The 16,805-nt window shown below is 65.0% G+C and carries 15 protein-coding genes and 2 pseudogenes; 5 read left to right on the plus strand and 12 right to left on the minus strand.

Going from position 1 to position 16,805, the window contains the following annotated elements:
- Positions 1–11: 11 nt before the first annotated feature.
- The 3 genes from FSB78_RS18900 to FSB78_RS18910 all read right to left on the minus strand — a co-directional run bounded on the left by FSB78_RS18900 (position 12) and on the right by FSB78_RS18910 (position 4,129).
- Positions 12–2,375 carry an FdhF/YdeP family oxidoreductase gene (locus tag FSB78_RS18900; protein WP_147084316.1) on the minus strand — a complete coding sequence of 788 codons (2,364 nt, stop codon included), beginning with the start codon at positions 2,373–2,375 and terminating at the stop codon, positions 12–14.
- Positions 2,376–2,787: 412 nt separating this feature from the next.
- Entirely contained in the window at positions 2,788–3,108 is a 321-nt protein-coding gene (locus FSB78_RS18905) for a phosphoribosyl-ATP diphosphatase (RefSeq protein WP_147084317.1), read from the minus strand.
- 358 nt (positions 3,109–3,466) lie between these two features.
- Positions 3,467–4,129, minus strand: a complete 663-nt coding sequence (locus FSB78_RS18910) for a cation efflux transmembrane domain-containing protein (RefSeq protein WP_147084426.1) — start codon at positions 4,127–4,129, stop codon at positions 3,467–3,469.
- A 69-nt stretch (positions 4,130–4,198) separates the two neighbouring features.
- On the opposite strand from FSB78_RS18910, the gene FSB78_RS18915 reads away from it, so the two are divergent.
- From FSB78_RS18915 to FSB78_RS18935, 5 genes are all read left to right on the plus strand, one after another.
- A complete protein-coding gene (locus tag FSB78_RS18915; protein ID WP_242008448.1) occupies positions 4,199–4,600 on the plus strand; it encodes a MerR family transcriptional regulator in 402 nt (133 codons plus the stop codon).
- Positions 4,601–5,050: 450 nt separating this feature from the next.
- Positions 5,051–5,809, plus strand: coding sequence for a hypothetical protein (locus tag FSB78_RS18920; RefSeq protein ID WP_147084319.1), 759 nt, complete (start codon positions 5,051–5,053; stop codon positions 5,807–5,809).
- Complete coding sequence (locus FSB78_RS18925; protein ID WP_147084320.1) at positions 5,809–6,453, plus strand: RES family NAD+ phosphorylase; 645 nt, start codon at positions 5,809–5,811, stop codon at positions 6,451–6,453. The genes FSB78_RS18920 and FSB78_RS18925 overlap by 1 nt, the downstream gene beginning before the upstream one ends.
- Before the next feature lie 148 nt (positions 6,454–6,601).
- Positions 6,602–7,228, plus strand: coding sequence for a TetR/AcrR family transcriptional regulator (locus FSB78_RS18930; protein WP_158638043.1), 627 nt, complete (start codon positions 6,602–6,604; stop codon positions 7,226–7,228).
- A 29-nt stretch (positions 7,229–7,257) separates the two neighbouring features.
- On the plus strand, positions 7,258–7,998 hold the full coding sequence (locus tag FSB78_RS18935) for an SDR family NAD(P)-dependent oxidoreductase (RefSeq protein ID WP_147084322.1): 741 nt from the start codon (positions 7,258–7,260) through the stop codon (positions 7,996–7,998).
- Positions 7,999–8,195: 197 nt separating this feature from the next.
- Here the strand turns inward: FSB78_RS18935 and FSB78_RS18940 are convergent, their stop codons facing one another.
- The 9 genes and pseudogenes from FSB78_RS18940 to FSB78_RS18970 form a co-directional block, all read right to left on the minus strand.
- Entirely contained in the window at positions 8,196–8,489 is a 294-nt protein-coding gene (locus FSB78_RS18940; protein ID WP_147084323.1) for a hypothetical protein, read from the minus strand.
- Between the two features lie 3 nt (positions 8,490–8,492).
- Positions 8,493–11,752, minus strand: a pseudogene (locus tag FSB78_RS18945) (error-prone DNA polymerase).
- Positions 11,749–11,871 carry a hypothetical protein gene (locus FSB78_RS19705; RefSeq protein WP_277872736.1) on the minus strand — a complete coding sequence of 41 codons (123 nt, stop codon included), beginning with the start codon at positions 11,869–11,871 and terminating at the stop codon, positions 11,749–11,751. Before FSB78_RS19705 ends, FSB78_RS18945 begins: the two are co-directional and overlap by 4 nt.
- Before the next feature lie 201 nt (positions 11,872–12,072).
- Positions 12,073–12,318: a hypothetical protein gene (locus FSB78_RS19615; protein ID WP_242008467.1), complete on the minus strand. Its 246-nt coding sequence runs from the start codon at positions 12,316–12,318 to the stop codon at positions 12,073–12,075.
- Between the two features lie 547 nt (positions 12,319–12,865).
- Positions 12,866–13,135, minus strand: a pseudogene (locus FSB78_RS19620) (Y-family DNA polymerase); the annotation flags it as partial.
- Positions 13,136–13,438: 303 nt separating this feature from the next.
- Positions 13,439–14,200 carry an ImuA family protein gene (locus FSB78_RS18955; protein ID WP_199743312.1) on the minus strand — a complete coding sequence of 254 codons (762 nt, stop codon included), beginning with the start codon at positions 14,198–14,200 and terminating at the stop codon, positions 13,439–13,441.
- 163 nt (positions 14,201–14,363) lie between these two features.
- The gene (locus FSB78_RS18960) at positions 14,364–15,296 is read right to left on the minus strand and encodes a DUF7146 domain-containing protein (RefSeq protein WP_242008449.1); all 933 of its coding nucleotides are present in this window, start codon (positions 15,294–15,296) and stop codon (positions 14,364–14,366) included.
- Positions 15,297–15,521: 225 nt separating this feature from the next.
- Positions 15,522–15,965, minus strand: a complete 444-nt coding sequence (locus FSB78_RS18965) for a hypothetical protein (protein WP_147084430.1) — start codon at positions 15,963–15,965, stop codon at positions 15,522–15,524.
- 219 nt (positions 15,966–16,184) lie between these two features.
- A complete protein-coding gene (locus FSB78_RS18970) occupies positions 16,185–16,508 on the minus strand; it encodes a single-stranded DNA-binding protein (RefSeq protein WP_147084325.1) in 324 nt (107 codons plus the stop codon).
- Positions 16,509–16,805: the final 297 nt, after the last annotated feature.

The raw sequence follows: 16,805 nt of genomic DNA on the forward strand, positions 1-16,805 counted from the left end.
GTGCATGGCGGTCAGCCTTTAGGTTCGACGGACCGACCGATCACGCCGGCGCGTGCGACGAGGCGCTCGGTCCCGTCGTCGGGTCCGGCGGGGCGGATCTGGACGGGGACTGACTTGTAGGACGGCGTCAGGCTCTGGAGGTCATGGTCCTCCAGCGCGATCAGCGGCTGCGTCTCGGGATAGTAGGAGGCGCAGCAGCCGTCGGGCAGCGCATGCTCGACCAGCGTCAGTCCCTGGACGATGCGGTCGTCGCGCTTGAACTGGAGCGCGGTGGTGACGTCGATCACGTCGCCCTCGGCAAAGCCGAGCCGCGCGATCTCCTTGGCGTTCATGAACAGGATGTCGCGCCGCCCGAAGACGCCGCGATAGCGATCGTCGAGCGCATAGATGGTGGTGTTGTACTGATCGTGCGAGCGCAGCGTGGTGAGCCGCATCACCGTCGGGTCGGCGGTGGTCTCGTCCTCCTCGACGCCGGGCGAGACGATGAAATTGGCCTTGCCGGTGTCGGTGTTCCACACCCGCTCGGCCGCCGAATTGGGCAGGTGGAAGCCGCCCGGCTCGCGGATGCGGTTGTTGTAGTCCTTGAAGGCGGGGAACACCGCCTCGATCTTGTCGCGGATCAGGTCGTAATTGGCGACGTAGCCGTCCCAATCGATCCCGCCCTTGCCGCCCAGCGTCGCCTTGGCGATGTGCGCGACGATCCACGGCTCGGAACGGACGTTGTCGCCCGGCGGCATCAGGAAGCCGCGCGAGGCGTGGACCATCGACATCGAATCCTCGACGGTCACCGCCTGCGGCGTGCCGTCCTGCAGGTCGCGCTCGGTGCGGCCGAGGCAAGGCAGGATGTAGGTGTCGCCCTTGGCCATCAGTAGCTGGGTGCGGTTGAGCTTGGTGGTAATGTGGACTGCGAGCTCCATGTTGCGGAAGCCCTGCGCGCAGGCCTGCGGATCGGAGGAGGCGATGGCCAGGTTGCCGCCGAGGCAGACGATCGCCTTGGCCTTGCCGTCGCGCATCGCGGCGATGCTCTCGACCACCGAATGGCCATGCGCGCGCGGCGGCTCGAAGGCGAACACCTCCTTGATCTTGTCGAGCAGCGCCGCGGTCGGCCGTTCGGTGATGCCGACGGTGCGGTCGCCCTGGACGTTGCTGTGGCCGCGCAACGGGCAGATGCCGGCGCCCGGCCGGCCCATGTTGCCACGCAGCAGCAGCAGATTGGCGATCTGCTGGACGTTGCTGGTGCCGGTGCGGTGCTGGGTGATGCCCATGCCATAGCAGGCGATGGTCGCGGTCGACTGGGCGTAGAGCCGCGCGACCTCCTCGAGGTCGCTCTGGCCGAGCCCGCTGGCGTGGACGATATCCGCCCAGTCGCTGCCCTCGAGATTGGCGACCAGCGCGTCGAAGCCGGCGGTATGCTCGGCGATGAATGCATGATCGAGCACCGCCGGTTCGCCGGCGGCGGTGGCGGCCTTGTCCATCGCGACCAGCGCCTTGGCGATACCCTTCAGCGCCGCGGCATCGCCGCCGACCTTCACCTGCAGATAGTTGGTCGCGATCGGCGTCGCCGAAAAGGTCGCCATCTCGATCACCGACTGCGGCGATTCGAACCGCTCAAGTGAGCGTTCCTTGAGCGGATTGAACACGATGATCCGGCCACCGCGGCGGGCAACCTCGCGCAGCGTCGCCATCATCCGCGGGTGGTTGGTGCCGGGATTGTGGCCGATCGAGAGGATCAGATCGGCGTGGTCGAAATCCTCCAGGCTGACGGTGCCCTTGCCGATGCCGATCGACTGCGGCAGCCCTACCGAGGTCGCCTCGTGGCACATGTTGGAGCAATCGGGAAAGTTGTTGGTGCCATAGAGCCGGGCGAACAGCTGATAAAGGAACGCCGCCTCGTTGGAGCAGCGCCCCGAGGTGTAGAATTCGGCCTGGTTGGGATCGTCGAGCCTGGCCAGGCCGGCGCCGATCGCGGCAAACGCCTCATCCCATTCGACCACTTCGTAGTGATCGGTCTCGGCATTGTACCGCAGCGGATCGGTGATGCGGCCCTGGCCTTCGATCCAATGGTCGCTCTGCTCCCAGATCTCGGCCACGCTGTGCTGCGCGAAGAAGTCGGCGCCGATCCGCTTCGCGGTCGATTCCCAGGCCACCGCCTTGGCGCCATTCTCGCAGAACTCGAATGACGAGGTGTGCTTGGGGTCCGGCCACGCGCAGCTCGGGCAATCGAAGCCGTCGGGCTGGTTCGATTTGAGCAAGGTCTGCGCGCCGCGCTGGACGATCTGCTGCGCCTTGAGGGTGAGCGCAACTGCCTTCAGCGCGCCCCAGCCGCCGGCCGGGCCAGTATAGTCCTTGATCCCCTCGGGGCGCTTGCGATGCATACCATACTCTCCACAACTAAGCCGCGCTGCCCCGCCGCCGGCCTTCGCTTGCTACGATGATGTTCGCATACGAAGGTCACGTCCCTCAGCACGTATAATAATACCATGCTCGTGACGAACGCAGAGCTATGCGCCACCACGGAGTCGGCAAGGTACGCCCTTGGCTACCCAGCTTTGTAGCGAAGCCCTTGGACGGCTCGCAAGGACGACGTCACCAGGCCGTTCCCCCACAACCTTGAACTGGTTAGCTTCGTCCCGATCGGCCGACAGCGACGGAGTCTCCGCGCCGCGCGGTCCGCTGCTGTAGGTACTGGCGGGCGCGCTGGATTGCCAAGCGGCCCTTAGAAGAGTGCTTGATTCGGTTTGAACGGTTGCAGCGGTCAGTACGCCGGACGAAGTTCGGCACGACGTATCAAGCGGTCCGCCCAGCTTTCTCGACGAGCCCGCCTACGCCCTCGCGCCGTTCAAGTTCGGCCCGTACATCCTTCAAACTCAGCCCAGCATCAGCCAACAGGACCGCAAGGTGAAACAGCAAGTCCGCCGCCTCATACACGATGCTCGCCCCATCGCCGGAACAGGCTGCGATCACCGTTTCGACCGCTTCCTCGCCGACCTTCTGAGCGATTTTTGTACGACCCTTGGTGAAGAGACTAGCGGTGTAGGAGGCGTCGGCGGGGGCGTCGCGTCGCGCACGGATCGTCGTCTCGAGGCGGTCTAAGATGGGATCAGCCATGTTCAGCCTGCTGACCCAGCACCGAGGGCGGGTCAATTCCTTTTGCTTGGCCCCGCAAACCGTGGCTCTGGTACCTCATGGTGCCCGGACAAATGCATCGCATTGCCTGGTCCCTCTTCAATCCCGAACAGGGGGGCGGCCGTAGACCGTCTTGCTGAGACGGTCACGCGTGCCGGCTTTCCTGTCGATGTGACCCTTGTCGATAAGAACCAAGACGATATCCCGGTGCATCATCATGGCTATACTTTGATGCTCACACGTTCGATGATCGCTGGCGCCTTAATCCATTAAGATCGCAATCGGAACAAGCGTAACAAGCTCATCGACCAGCGCTCGGCTTGTGCTACCATCCTAGAGCTTACCGATTGCCATGTCCCGGCAGCCTGTAATTGGAAGGGGCGGGCATTAAACCGGGCCGCAGTTCGGTGCGCGCCTGTCGCATGATCTGGAAGCCGCCCGATAGCCCGAGCACTGCCATCAGCGCGGCCACCACTAGATCGGGCCACGCGCTGTTCAGACCGAAGACGCCACCCGCCGCCAGCACCACGGCGATATTGCCGATCGCGTCATTTCGCGAGCAGATCCAAACCGAGCGCATGTTCGCGTCACCGCTGCGGAAGCGGTACAACATCACCGCGACCAGGACGTTCGCGATCAGCGCCGCAACCCCCACGACGCCCATGACCTCGGCATGAGGCACAGCACCGTGGAGCGCGCCCCACCCCGCCGCGAGCAGGACATAGAGCCCGAGCAGAGCAAGCGTCGCTCCCTTCAGCATCGCGGCGCGCGCGCGCCAGGCTATCGCCATCCCGGCGACACCAAGGCTGATCGCGTAATTGGCGGCGTCACCGAAGAAGTCGAGCGCGTCAGCCTGCAGCGCTTTCGACCCGCCTGTAATCCCTGCGACGATTTCGACCGCGAACATGCCGCCGTTGTTGGCGAGCGCAATCCACAGCGCGCGCCGCCACTTCGGGTCGTTGAGGGTGCCCACCTTGTCGGACGCGCAGCTCGTGCAGGCCATCTTCGCCACCTCGAAAAAATCGATCTGGCAGCGTATATGCACCCTCTAGTCGCTAGAGGGTCAAGCGCTGTGTCTGAGAAACTGACAATCGGGAGGCTGGCCGCGGCGACGGGCGCCAAAGTCGAGACGATCCGCTATTACGAACAGATCGGCTTGCTGCCGGCGCCAGCGCGGTCGGCCGGCAATTACCGAACCTATGAGAGCGAGCACCTGCGTCGGCTGTCCTTCATTCGCCGGGCGCGCGATCTCGGCTTCTCGATCGATGCGGTGCGAGAGCTGATGGGGCTCGCCGATCGTCGCGATCAGTCCTGCATGGCCGTGGACGTGATCGCCAACCAGCATCGGGATGCGATCACGCGGAAGATAGCTGACCTGACGGCGCTCGCGGGCGAGTTGGACTCGCTGATCGACTCCTGTAGCCGCAACATGGTGGCCGACTGCAGAATTATCGCGGCTTTGGGTCCAGCTTGATCGTCGCGCCTTCCGCGCAGCCTCACGATCTTGCCAAGCAGAAGCGCTTTCTCGAAACGCGTTCTCAAAAACGGTGCATAAAGGTTAGCGCTTCGCAGCTGACCCGGCGATTTTACGTGCCACATTCATCCATCTGGGTGAGCCTCGACGGAGCGCTTCTTCAAGCCTCACGAAAGCCACTCGTTCGGAGGTTCGTCTCTGTTTGAGGGTCTAAGCGTCCGGACAGCTCGCCGTGATCGATGTTCGTTGAGGGCGAGACGCCGATAACGACCCGCGTGGTGCGCCCTCTATCTTTTTTCCAGGAAGAGGTGTTACTGGAAAATACATTGAGTGTGGCTTAGGCGGTTAGACCGCTTATAAGTTAGCGAGACTAAGCGGAATCGTTGCCCGAAGGATGGTAATGCCGGTTATTAGAGTTATATGTTAGCGAGACTAACGTAGGAGCTGCCCATGGCGACCCTCGCCAACGCTATTGATCCCGGCGCCTTCGCCAATCTGGTGTTCGCCAGCCTGGTCGAAACCGCGCGCGCCAAGCCGGCCAAGCGTCGCGGGACCACGCGATCCGACGTGATCGACGACACCTTATATATAGCACCCACCGTTGAGGGCTTCTCGAAACAGTATCGAACGGCCGTCGATCACGCGATTGAGCAGCTGACCGCCACTGGCATCGCAGCCGACCCGGATCGACAGGCACTCTACGCGATCGTTGACAAGCTGCTGCCCGACGTCCGCGCGCGGCACCTCGAGCGCAAGATCGAGCAACTCCTCGACGTCCTGGCCGACACCCATGATCCTATGGCTGAGTTTCATACCGCGGTTGCGGCCGACAACACAGCCATCCGCCAGCGCTTCATGCACGAGGTCGAGACGCTCACCTCGGCCGAGGTCGCAGCGCGGGCGGGACACCAAGCCAAGAACCGTCACCAGACCGCCGCGCGCTGGAAGGCGCAGCGCCGCGTCTTCGCGGTCCCGTATCAGGGACAGGACCGTTTCCCGGCCTTCCTGTTTGACGCCGACGGCAAGCCGCTCCCCCTCATCAAGAAGATCCTAGACGTCCTGCCGGCGAGCCGGACGCAATGGCAGACCGCTTTCTGGTTCGTGTCGTCCAACTCCTGGCTCGGTGGTCCCGCGCCGCGGGAGATGCTCGAGAATGAAGCGGGTGTCCTTGAAGCCGCGGCGCACGAGAGCGACGAGATCAGCGGGTGATGGTGCTCGCGCCGACCGGTATCGTTCCCAAACCGCCAACTGCATTTGCGACCCACGTTACTGATCTGCCCGTGGGTGCGGTTCTCTGGCGCATCCACGCCGAGAAGCTTGCTGGCAACGTCTTCAATCCGGGTTTTGGCGCCTCCCGGTTTGCACCGATCGGACCCGTGCGCAAGCGCGTGCCGACCGCCTATGCCGCGCAAGAGTTCGAGGCGGCGGTGTACGAGACGATCTTCCACGATCTCGATCCCGCGCAGCCGTTCAAAACCTATCCCTTGAGCAAACTTGGGGAGGTCCGTTGCTCGGTGCTGCGGGTGACCAGTCCTTTGGCGCTACGCTCTTTCCTTGCGCCGGACCTGATGAAGCTGGGCCTCGCGCGGAACCAGCTGATCGATACGCCTGCGCACGAGTTCCCTGACACGCGGCGCTGGGCGGCCGCGCTTCACCGCAAGGATGTCGGCACACACGGGATGGTCTGGGAATCACGAGCTTATCCGTCATCATTGGCGATGATGTTCTTCGGCGATCGCTTGCCCTCCGGGGCGCTGAGCGTGGTCAGCTCGACCCGGATCGACGCCGATCCGGTGCTCGCAATGCGGTTCAGGGCACTTGCAGACCGTTCGGGTGTGACCCTAATCGTCTGAGACAACGCTCAACCACTCATGCGACTGTTGCTGCCTCTGACGCGGGGCTCGGGATACGGGCATTGCGGCTATCGGAGGTCGATGGAAATTTCCCATTGTAATTCACGCGTGATCTCCATAACCGTACGGTATGGTCACTAGAACACGCTTGAGCCGTTCTACGCCCGACGATCGACGCACCACCATCGTCGAGGTCGCCCGGCAGGTCTTCTCACGCGACGGGTATGGCGGTTCATCGATGTCGGGGATTGCGGCGGACCTGGGCGGCTCGAAGGGTACGCTCTACAAATATTTCGATACCAAAGGTGCGCTCTTCGAAGCGGTCATGCTGCAGTGCTGCAAAGACATGTTCGTTGACTTCAATGGCGATCTAACGAGATACAAGGATGTCCGTGAATATCTCATCGATGCGGGCACTAGAATGCTACCGGCGATGCTGGAGTCCAGTGCGCTGGATATCAGCAGGTTGGTACTTAGCGAAGGCGTTCGGCATCCACAGATAGCCCGGATCTACGCCGAGAAAGCACTCGACCCAGCTGATGAGGCAGTGGCGCTCGGATTGGCGCACTTCCACTCGATCGGTCAGATCGAATGCCCCGACGCGCTTTCCTCCGCGAAGCAATTCATGGGACTGCTTCGGGCAGATATCCATCTGCGCGCGGTTTGTGGCCTGGATACTCGTCCGGGGGATGGCGAACTGCTCGCCCATATCATCGGCGTCACATCGCTCTTCATCGCCGGAAATACATCAAACAGCGCCGACAGCTCTGCGTGACGAACCTCCCTCTTTCCAGGAAAATCGACATGACCAATAAGACGCTTGACGGAAAAATTGCGCTGGTAACGGGCGCATCAGGTGGGATTGGCCAAGCCATCGCCATGCATCTTGCTAAAGCCGGCGCGCATGTGATGGTCCACTATTCCGGAAACAAGGCGGCTGCGGACAAGACGGTCGCTGTTATCGCCGACAATGGCGGCAACGCGCAGAGCGTACAGGCGGATCTGCGCGATCCGGGAGCGATCGATGCGCTCGTTGGCCAAGTCGAGACGCTCGATATCCTCGTCAACAATGCCGGCATTGCGGACGGAGCGGATATTTTGGCAACGACGCGTGACCAATATGATGCCGTGTTCGACACTAACGTCAAAGCCATGTTCTTCCTGACGCAGGCGCTGCTACCCAAAATGCAGGATGGTGGCTCCATCATCAATACTTCGTCCACGGTGTCGATCGCGGCCTATCCAGAGTACATCGTCTATGCGATGTCCAAGAACACGGTGAATGCCTTCACCCGGTCGCTGGCGGCTGGGGTCGCCAAGCGGCAAATTACTGTGAACGCGGTACTGCCGGGCGCGACCGATACGGACTTCATCAACTCGGTTCGGGATTACCCCGGCGTGATGGAAGCCATCGCTGCCCAAACGGCGCTCGGACGCCTCGGAAAGCCAGATGACATCGCGCCTGTGGTAACGTTCCTTGCCTCCCCGGCAGGGCATTGGATCACCGGTCAGTGCATCCAAGCCAATGGCGGCATGCACCTCTGAGCCATGATGTGCCAGGCGTGGTGGCGCGGTAGCTTATGCATCCTGATGCAATGCCTGCAACCATGCGCCGGAGTCGCTTGCCCCCTCACCCCAAGGTGGCCCCGGCGACTTTATCAATGATCCGCTTTCGCCGAGCGCGCCGAAAGCGGCTAATCCGAGTTTTTGCAGGTGAAGCTAGAGTAGCTTTACGGTTTGGGTCACTGAACCGGGACGATGGACTCTTCGTACCGCCCCGCGCGACGCAACTGTCTGACGATCCCGTTGAAGGCCGCGGTGACGCCCTGTGCTCGGCCGATCTCGTTTTCCTGCTGCGCCGCGTCCCAGTAGAGTTCGAGCGGCCAGCGCTTGGGGCAGTGCGGCAGCAGGCAGCGTAGCGCCAGGCGCACCTCGGCGCTGTCGACCCTTGTGTCGGAGCAGCGGGCGACGCCGGTACGCAGGATGTGGATCGACAGGGCGATGATGATCCGCTGGCCGCGCGGGAGCGCCGTCACAGCTCAGCGGAAGTCGTGCGACTTGAACCGCACGACCTCCTCGGGATCCATGCCGTCGGCGTGCGGCGGCCAGTAGGAATTGCGAGGAAGAGGGCTCCAGCCCTTGTCGCCTCGATCGGGCGAACCGGCGTGACGGGCACCGTCACCGCGGCCGGTCTGGTGCGGGAACGACATGGCGCCGACCTGAGTCAGCAGGTCGCCGTGATCGATGATCCGGTCGCAGATCACGTGGATGACCTCGCCCTCCTTCTGTACCCTACCCTTCATGCCGATCATCGAGGCCGACATGACGGTGCGGCGCTGCGCCTCGAAGCGGTCCGGCCAGAGGATACCGTTGGCGATGCCCGTCTCGTCTTCGATGGTGATGAAGAGCACGCCCTTCGCTGAGCCCGGCTTCTGCCGAACGAGGATGATCCCGGCGACCTCGACGTGCCGCCCATCGCGGATGCCCGCGAGGTCGCCGCAGCGGGTCACGCCGCGGCCCGACAGCTCGTCGCGGAGGAACGACAACGGATGGGCGCGCAGCGATAGCTGGAGCGTGCGATAGTCCTCGATCACCTCGCGGCCGTCGGTCAATGGCCGGAGCGCGACGTCGGGCTCTATGCCTTCGGCGCTGATACCGTCGGCGATCCGGTCGGCGGCTGCGAACAATGGCAGCGGCGCCTCGCCGAGCCCCCTCACTTTCCACAATCCCTGCCGACGATCCGCGCCGAACGCATGGTAGGCGTCGGCATCGGCGAGCTTCTCTACAGCAGCACGCTGCACGCCCGAGCGCCGCCACACGTCCTCGACCGACTCGAACGCGGCCGTACTGCGTGCGCCGACGATCGCGGCGCCATCCGCGTTGGACAGCCCACGCACCTGCCGCAGCCCGAGCCGAACGGCGAGGTAGCGCCCGCCGGTCGGCTCCAGCGTGCAGCCCCAGCGGCTGGCGTTGATGCACGGCGGCCGCACCTCGACGCCGTGCTCGCGGGCGTCACGGACGATCTGCGCGGGCGCGTAGAAGCCCATGGGATAGGCGTTCATCAGCGCCGCGCAGAACACGTCGGGATGATGATGCTTCATCCAGCTCGACGCATAGGCGATCTTGGCGAAGCTCGCCGCGTGGCTCTCGGGAAAGCCATAGCTGCCGAAGCCCTCCAACTGGCGGAAAGTGCGCTCGGCGAACTCACGCGGGTAGCCACGCGCCACCATGCCTTCGACGAGCTTCTCGCTGAAGTGGCTCACCCCGCGGTGAACTTGAACGTCGCCATCGCGCGGCGCAGCTGGTCAGCCTCGGCCGGCGTGAACCCGGCGCCGACGATCGCCACCTTCATCGCCTGTTCCTGGAAGAGCGGCACACCCAGCGTCTTCTCGAGCACCGCGCGCAGCTCGGGGCGCGGGTATTCCGGCTTCTCCAGCCCCTCGCGACGGCGGAGGTACGGGTGAACCATGTCACCCTGGATCGGTCCCGGTCGCACGATCGCGACCTGGATGACGAGGTCATAGAAGCGGCGCGGCTTCATCCGCGGCAACATCGACATCTGCGCGCGGCTTTCGATCTGGAAGGTACCGAGCGTATCCGCCTTCTGAATCATGGCGTAGACCGATGGATCGTCGTCCTGGAGATCGGCCATGCCGACCCGCACGCCTTTCGACTCCTCCAGCAGATTGAAGGCCCGGTTCATGCAGCCGAGCATGCCGAGACCGAGCACGTCGACCTTCATGAACTTCAGGGCATCGATGTCGTCCTTGTCCCATTCGATGATTTGGCGGTCTTCCATCGCAGCGGGTTCGATCGGCACGAGGTCGTCGAGCCTGTCGTGCGTCAGGACGAAGCCGCCAGGGTGCTGCGACATGTGGCGGGCACCCCGATCAGCTTGCGTGCGAGATCGAGCGTCAGCCGGAGACGCCGGTCGGCGATGTCGAGGTTCAGCTCGTTGACCTGCTTCTCGCCGACCCCTTCCGCGGACCAGCCCCAGACGAGGCCCGCGAGCGAGGAGGTCAAGTCCTCCGGCAGGCCCATCGCCTTGCCGACGTCTCGCACCGCGCCGCGCGCACGGTAGCGCTGGACGACTGCGGTCAGCGCCGACCGGTCGCGGCCGTAGGTTTCGTAGATCCACTGGATAATCTCTTCGCGCCGCTCGTGCTCAAAGTCGACGTCGATGTCGGGCGGCTCGCGGCGTTCGCCCGATACGAACCGCTCGAACAACAGCTCGTGCTTGATCGGATCGATCGAGGTGACCTCGAGCACGAAGCAGACGCAGCTGTTCGCCGCTGAGCCCCGTCCCTGACAGAGAATGCCGCGGCGGCGCGCCTCGCGGACGATGGCGTAGACGGTGAGGAAGTAGGGAGCGTAGCCGAGCTCGCCGATGAGCCGCAGCTCGTGCGTTATCTGATCGGCGTAGGCAGTCGGCACCGCGCCTTCGAACATGCGGGCGACTGCCTCGTTCGCCAGCTTCTCGAGCGCCCCCTGGGCGGTCAGTCCCTCGACCAGCCGCTCATGCGGATACTGGTAGGCGAGTTCGCCGAGATCGAAGGTGCAGGCGCGGGCGATGTCGACGCTGGCCCGCAGCGCGTCGGGATAAGCCCTGAACCGCCGCACCATCTCGGCCGGCGGCTTCAGCGCGCGGTCGGCGTTGACCTCGCGCCGGTAGCCCAGCTCGTCGACGGTGCACTTCTCGCGCACCGCCGTCACCACGTCCTGGAGCAGGCGAACCTCGGGCGCGTGGTAGAGCACGTCGCCGGTCACGACGGCGCGGACGCTTGCCTCGCCTGCTTGCCGGGCGAGGGCGTCGATGCGAACCGCGTCGTTCGGTCTTCGCCGCTGGAACAGCGCCATGTAGCCGCGCCGGCCGAACACCGTCTTCAGGTCGGCGAGCGCGACACGGTTCTCGGCATCCGCCTCGTGCGGCAGCAGGATGGCGATCAGCCCCTCCGACCAGGGCTGGAGATGTGCCAGTGGAGAAGGCACCCGCCCTTCCCCTGCCCGCTTCTTGCCGACGGTGAGGAGCCGTGTGAGCCGCGACCAGGCGGGACGATCGGTCGGATAGAGGAGCAGCCGCCGGCCGCAGGAGAGATCGACCCGCGCGCCCGCAATCGAGCGCACGCCGGTCGCCTTCTGCGCCTCCCAGGCGCGGACCACGCCCGCGACGGTGCCGATGTCGCCAACGCGAGCGCGGGGTAGCCGAGAAGCGCCGCGCCGCGAACAACTCCTCCGCGCTCGATGCGCCGCGGAGCAGCGAGAAGTGGGTGAGCATTTGCAGCTCGACATAGTCGGTCATGCGAACACGCCGTGTATCCACCAGCTGAGATCGCCGGTCGTCTCCTCGACCGCATCGCCGCGGCGGAACACCCAGTAGCGACCGCCATGCTCGTCCTCGACGCGGTAGTAGTCCCGCACCGCCCAGACCTCGGCATCGCGGCGCCACCACTCGCCATGGATGCGCTCGGCCCATCGCCGGCGACGATCGCGTGCGTCCGCCCCCGCCACTCGAAGCGACGCGGCGGCTGGTCGGCAGCAGCGCGATCACCCGCGACAGCGGTTCCGGACGCGCGAACAGGCGGATGGGACGCTGCCAGTCGGGCCATGTTCCGGGCACCATCACCGGGTCGGAGCGGGTGACGGCCCGTTCCGGCACATGGCTGTCGACGGGAGCGTTCCGGTAGACCGAGCGCGCGCCGATCCGCCGGCGACGACGTCGACCAGCCGGGCGGGATCGCGCACGAGCGTGTCGCCGGCGAGGACCGCGCCGAGGTCGACCGCATCGAGCGGCTCGGTATGCGGCGCGATCAGCCGGAACTGCTCCAGTCCCATGCCAGGATCGATCCGCTCGATGCGCAGCTTCATGAGACGAAGGAGGTGTGAGATCTCGCGCGTCGGCCGGGACGTTCCGACGCCACCACCTGCTCGCCACCGTCGACGCGCAGCCCGACGAGGCGCAGCGACCGGGCGCCGAGACCCGCCGCTGCAGGACCTCTGCGAGATCACCGAGGAGGTCTGCCATGACCTGCTCGATGGCCTCCGCCGTGCCGATCGGTTCGAGCAGCCGCCGTTCGGCCATCGGCACCTCCGGGTCGTCGCGCGGTGTGATCGGCTCGGCCCACCGCGCCGAGCGCCTGATCCAGCCGCTTAATTGCGGCAAGCCCCAGACGGCGTGCCAGCGCCCGCGTGCGACCGGCAGCAGGTCCGCGATCCGCTCGAAGCCGAACTTGCGCGCGGCTTCTAGCGGAGAGGGCGGGAGCCGCAGCGCGGCGACCGGCAGAGGCGCGATCGCGGCGGCCGTGTCCCCTGCCTCGACGCGGATCAGGTCTGCCCGCCCGTATCGCGCCAGTGCATGGGCGGCGCCCGGCGTGTCCGCGACCGCGACTCGTCCAGTGAAGCCTGCGCGACGGCACAAGGCGAGCAGCCGCCGACAGAAGCGCTCCTCGCCGCCGTGCAGGTGATCGCAGCCGGCGAGGTCGAGTAAGAGGCCGTCGTTCGGCGACACGGCGGCGATCGGCGACCATCGCCGCACAGCGAGCAGCGCCAGCCGGTCGAGCAGCGCGGCGTCCGCGGCGGGCTCCGCGGGGCGGACGTCGAGATCGGACACGAGTGCGCGCGCGTGGGTAACGGCCATGCCGACGTGGATGCCGAGACCGACCGCTGCTGGGCAGGCGGCAACCACCTCCTCGCGTCGACCGACCTTGTCGATCAGCGCGAGCGGCGCATGCGCGACGTCTGGAACCAGGGTCGTAGCACGTCCGGGGCAACGCTAAGCGTCCTTGAACGGATGGTCGGCTGCTTCGGAACGCCGCCCCAGCTCGCGCATAGGCGGCCGCGCATGCGCTGGCAGCGCCGCGATATCGCCTTGCACGTTCACGCGTGTCGGCATGCTTCGTGCCCAGCGCGCGCCCGGCCGCCAGTTTGCCGCCGCGCGGACGGAGCAGGCACCGGGATCGTCGTCGACGGGGATTTGAGCGGCGGGCGGTCAGGCTGCCGCGACGCGGACCGTTCCTGCCGTCTCAGCCGCTCGATGGCCAAGTGCGGCAGGAACAGCGAGACGACCCGTCCCATCGCTGCCCTCCACGATCAGAGAAAAAGGTTCGCCCCCGCGCTGACGGGCGAGTTCGACGAGCCAGCGCGACCGTCCGACGCCCGCGACGCCGAACCGTGCCGACGGTGCGCTGCCGACCCGCCAGCGCGTCCACGCCGCGGACGGCTCGTCGAGCGGATCACGCTCGCGCGACCGCCGGCGTCGGAGCAGCAGCACCGGCATGTCGGCATCCGCCGCCACGAGCTGCAGCCGCCTGGTGGCGACCATCGACACCTTGCCGACCTCCGCGACGATCGCCGAGGGCGTGCCATCGCGAACCGCATCCTCGACGACGGCGAGCAGCGCCGCATCGTCATGGGGCTGCGCGTGGATCACGTTTGCCGCCGGCAGTCCTGCCTGAGCGAGTCCGGGCGCATACAGATCGGTGCGGCAGCTCGCCCACAGCACCGGTCCGCCCAGCGCCGCCGCCTCTCGCGCGGCAATACCGGCCAGGAAGAGCGTCGCCGCCGCCTCGTCGGCCAGCGAAGCGCTGAGCGCCGCCGCCTCGTGCAACGCACCTGCCCGAAGCCCTCCTCCCCCGAGTCGCCGATCGAGTTGCTCGATGCCGAACGGCAGGATGCGATGGTCGGTGACCGGCGTCGCGATCGTCCGCAGCTGAGCTATGGTCGCGGGTAGATGTTGGATAGCAGCAGGCATGGGAATTTAAACTCGGGTTGTTCCCTTTATGTTCCAGCGTTGAGTCCGATTGGTCAAGTCGTAAACGGGCTCTGGCGCAGCGAACCGTCGCTGAAGTTTGCCGATGTGTCCGAGCGGAGCGGACGGTTACAGCGGAGCGTGAATTAGGCGGTTGCCTGTCGCTTCAATCCCGCATTTGCATCGTCGGATCGCTTGCGAGCCGCAGGCGTGCTCGCCAGGCATCGTTCCAGTCGTCTTGGTTTTCCGGCACCCGGCTGACGAGTTCGCGACCGTTCGCGGTCAGGTGTTCACGCGCTTTCTCCAATAGTCGCTCCGCGGCTCGGCCTCGATCACCATAGACGATGACACGCCGTACCTTCTCAGGGATTGCAACGAAGGCAAGCCGCTCGACGCCGCCGAGCGCCCATGTCGGTGTACCGAACCAAGCCATCGCCGAGAGCGCGTCCTCGACACCCTCCGCGAGACCGAGTTCATCCGTCGCCGGAGCCAGTCGGATCGCAGCTACCCCGAGCAGACCCAAGGCGGCCTTTGGCTTGGGGATCGGCTTCTGGAGCACGTTCGTCGGGTGGAGAAAGGTTCGCTGTACGGCGACGATGCCGACATCGTTTTCGACAGCCGCGATAAGCGCCGGCATGACCCGCCTGGCGCTGCCAGCGCCCAAAATGGTTTCCGAGTTGAAGCGCAAGGCCCTCGAAAAGGGCGGCGAAAGCCCCCGAGCGATAAGGTACTCCTCGGCAAGCGTGCCGGCGATCGGTCTGCTTGCCCGCCACAGGCGAACAGCCAACGCCCCCATGTCACGCTTGGGCGTGTCTGTCGGCATCACCACGGCGCTGCGATCGTGAAGCCGATTGCGCTGAAGGGCCTTCATGACCTCGACGGGCGTACAGCCAGCGAAACAGTGGAAGAGGATCGCCGTATCGCCGAGCCGGACGGAGAGGCTCGGTGTTGAATCATCATGTGCGGGACAGCGGCACTCGCCGCGCGTACCGTGCCACACCCCGCCGAGCTGCTCGACGATGGCCTGAGCGCGAGACGAGGCATCAAGCGGAAGTCGCGCCATCGCCATTGTTCCGTGGGTTTGATGGAAATCGAGCAATGGAGCCTCCGGACAGTACCAAATATCCGGACGGCAACCTCGCCTCTCCTGCCGAGCGCAGGCTGACGAGACGCGAGGAAACAAGCTGGTCGCTGGTGCCCTGCGGAAGAACGAGGGCGCCGTTGCGGTCCGCCCTCCCACGTCTCCACTGGTTGGAACACAATCTACTCGAAAGCACGAACGGGCAGTGCGCGCATTTCGGAGGCGGCCACAGTCGAGCCGACGTTAGGTGTAGCGGCCGGTAAAAAGGTCGCCCAGCGCACGCCGACGAAAGGCATTCCACCATCGACGTCGACGATGTTCCGGAGCGTCGTGGATCATATGGCACCGGGGGCACAGCGCAGCGAGGTTGCGCCATCGCGGTCCGCTGAACGTCGGGTCGTGGTTGAGGTGAGCGGTAGCGAGATAGACAGGTCTGCGGGTCATGCGGATCGCATCGAGCGAAACGAACGAGGGTGGCTGTCGAAGCCGCCGGCCGGTACCGTCGCGCCAGGCGCGGATCTCGGCGTCCCACCACACCCCTGCCGTACCAGCTAGCTGCGCGACCCGCCGGCCATGAGGTCGCTGGCAGTGCTCGCAGCGGCCGCCCGCACGCTTGAAGCGGACGATCCTGCTGATTTCGGGCCAATCGATCGGATACAGCCAGCGATGTTCCGGACGGATCGGCATGAGGAGACTCTGATTCATCCGACATCGGAACGAAAGGAGAAAATTGCCTGTACGATGAAGATGAGATCATTATTCGGCTGTCCGCAACAGATGCGGGCTTCACGCCGGTCCGGGAGAGCGCGCCGCTGAAGCGGGCGATTTGGTCCGCCAGAACGGCATGCCGCCGCGAGAGCGGGGAGGAGGTGCCTCTACAGTTCCGAAAGCCGCTCACCGTCATGATCAACTCTCCTCGCCATCGCTCTTCGAGAGCACCGAAAACGTGTCGGCGATCAGCTCGGTGCGGTACGCGACGTCACTGGCTTCACCATGGCTGCGCTCCCGGACGCGACCGGTGACGTGTACCAAATCCCCTTTCGCTGCGGCTTCGATCTGCTGCGTCACGTTCGAGAAGCAGACGACACTGTTCCAATAGGTGTCCTTCTTCCAATCGTCTCCATCTCGACGATTGTAGTTGGCGGCGACGCTGACATAGGTCACCCGCTCGCGGGTCGTGATTTTTCCGATCCTCCCGATGATACGGAATTCGGCGATATTCTGTGGCATCGTTCACTCCTTTTTCTGGAAGTCCAAATTGTCGGCAGATGCGCCGCGTGACGAATCCGATAGGGTTTCGTCGGAGTGAAATTGGTACCGCGCCCACGTTTTCGCGCGTCGCATAGATGGCATAGGCCTGCGTCCAGTCGCGGCTTATCGCCTGCTGCGCGATCCGCAGCGGTAGGCGGTGTTCGCACACCAATCGCCACAAGACGTAGGCAAGCTTGTTCTTGTCGGCGGCATTGGCCCGCCCCCGGCGGGGCTGAAGCCAGAGATTGCGCCTGTCGAACGGCGCGCCGCCGATGG

Origin of the sequence: Sphingomonas ginsenosidivorax, from assembly GCF_007995065.1 — a bacterium.
Lineage (GTDB): Bacteria > Pseudomonadota > Alphaproteobacteria > Sphingomonadales > Sphingomonadaceae > Sphingomonas > Sphingomonas ginsenosidivorax.

What these genes read in the sequence shown, in the direction of transcription:
- FSB78_RS18900 (WP_147084316.1), bottom strand. Translation starts at nt 2,375, where the DNA reads ATGCATCGCAAGCGCCCCGAGGGGATCAAGGACTATACTGGCCCGGCC.
- FSB78_RS18920 (WP_147084319.1), top strand. Translation starts at nt 5,051, where the DNA reads ATGGCGACCCTCGCCAACGCTATTGATCCCGGCGCCTTCGCCAATCTG.
- FSB78_RS18955 (WP_199743312.1), bottom strand. Translation starts at nt 14,200, where the DNA reads ATGCCTGCTGCTATCCAACATCTACCCGCGACCATAGCTCAGCTGCGG.
- FSB78_RS18970 (WP_147084325.1), bottom strand. Translation starts at nt 16,508, where the DNA reads ATGCCACAGAATATCGCCGAATTCCGTATCATCGGGAGGATCGGAAAA.
- FSB78_RS18935 (WP_147084322.1), top strand. Translation starts at nt 7,258, where the DNA reads ATGACCAATAAGACGCTTGACGGAAAAATTGCGCTGGTAACGGGCGCA.
- FSB78_RS18925 (WP_147084320.1), top strand. Translation starts at nt 5,809, where the DNA reads ATGGTGCTCGCGCCGACCGGTATCGTTCCCAAACCGCCAACTGCATTT.
- FSB78_RS18905 (WP_147084317.1), bottom strand. Translation starts at nt 3,108, where the DNA reads ATGGCTGATCCCATCTTAGACCGCCTCGAGACGACGATCCGTGCGCGA.
- FSB78_RS19615 (WP_242008467.1), bottom strand. Translation starts at nt 12,318, where the DNA reads ATGAAGCTGCGCATCGAGCGGATCGATCCTGGCATGGGACTGGAGCAG.
- FSB78_RS18965 (WP_147084430.1), bottom strand. Translation starts at nt 15,965, where the DNA reads ATGCCGATCCGTCCGGAACATCGCTGGCTGTATCCGATCGATTGGCCC.
- FSB78_RS18910 (WP_147084426.1), bottom strand. Translation starts at nt 4,129, where the DNA reads ATGGCCTGCACGAGCTGCGCGTCCGACAAGGTGGGCACCCTCAACGAC.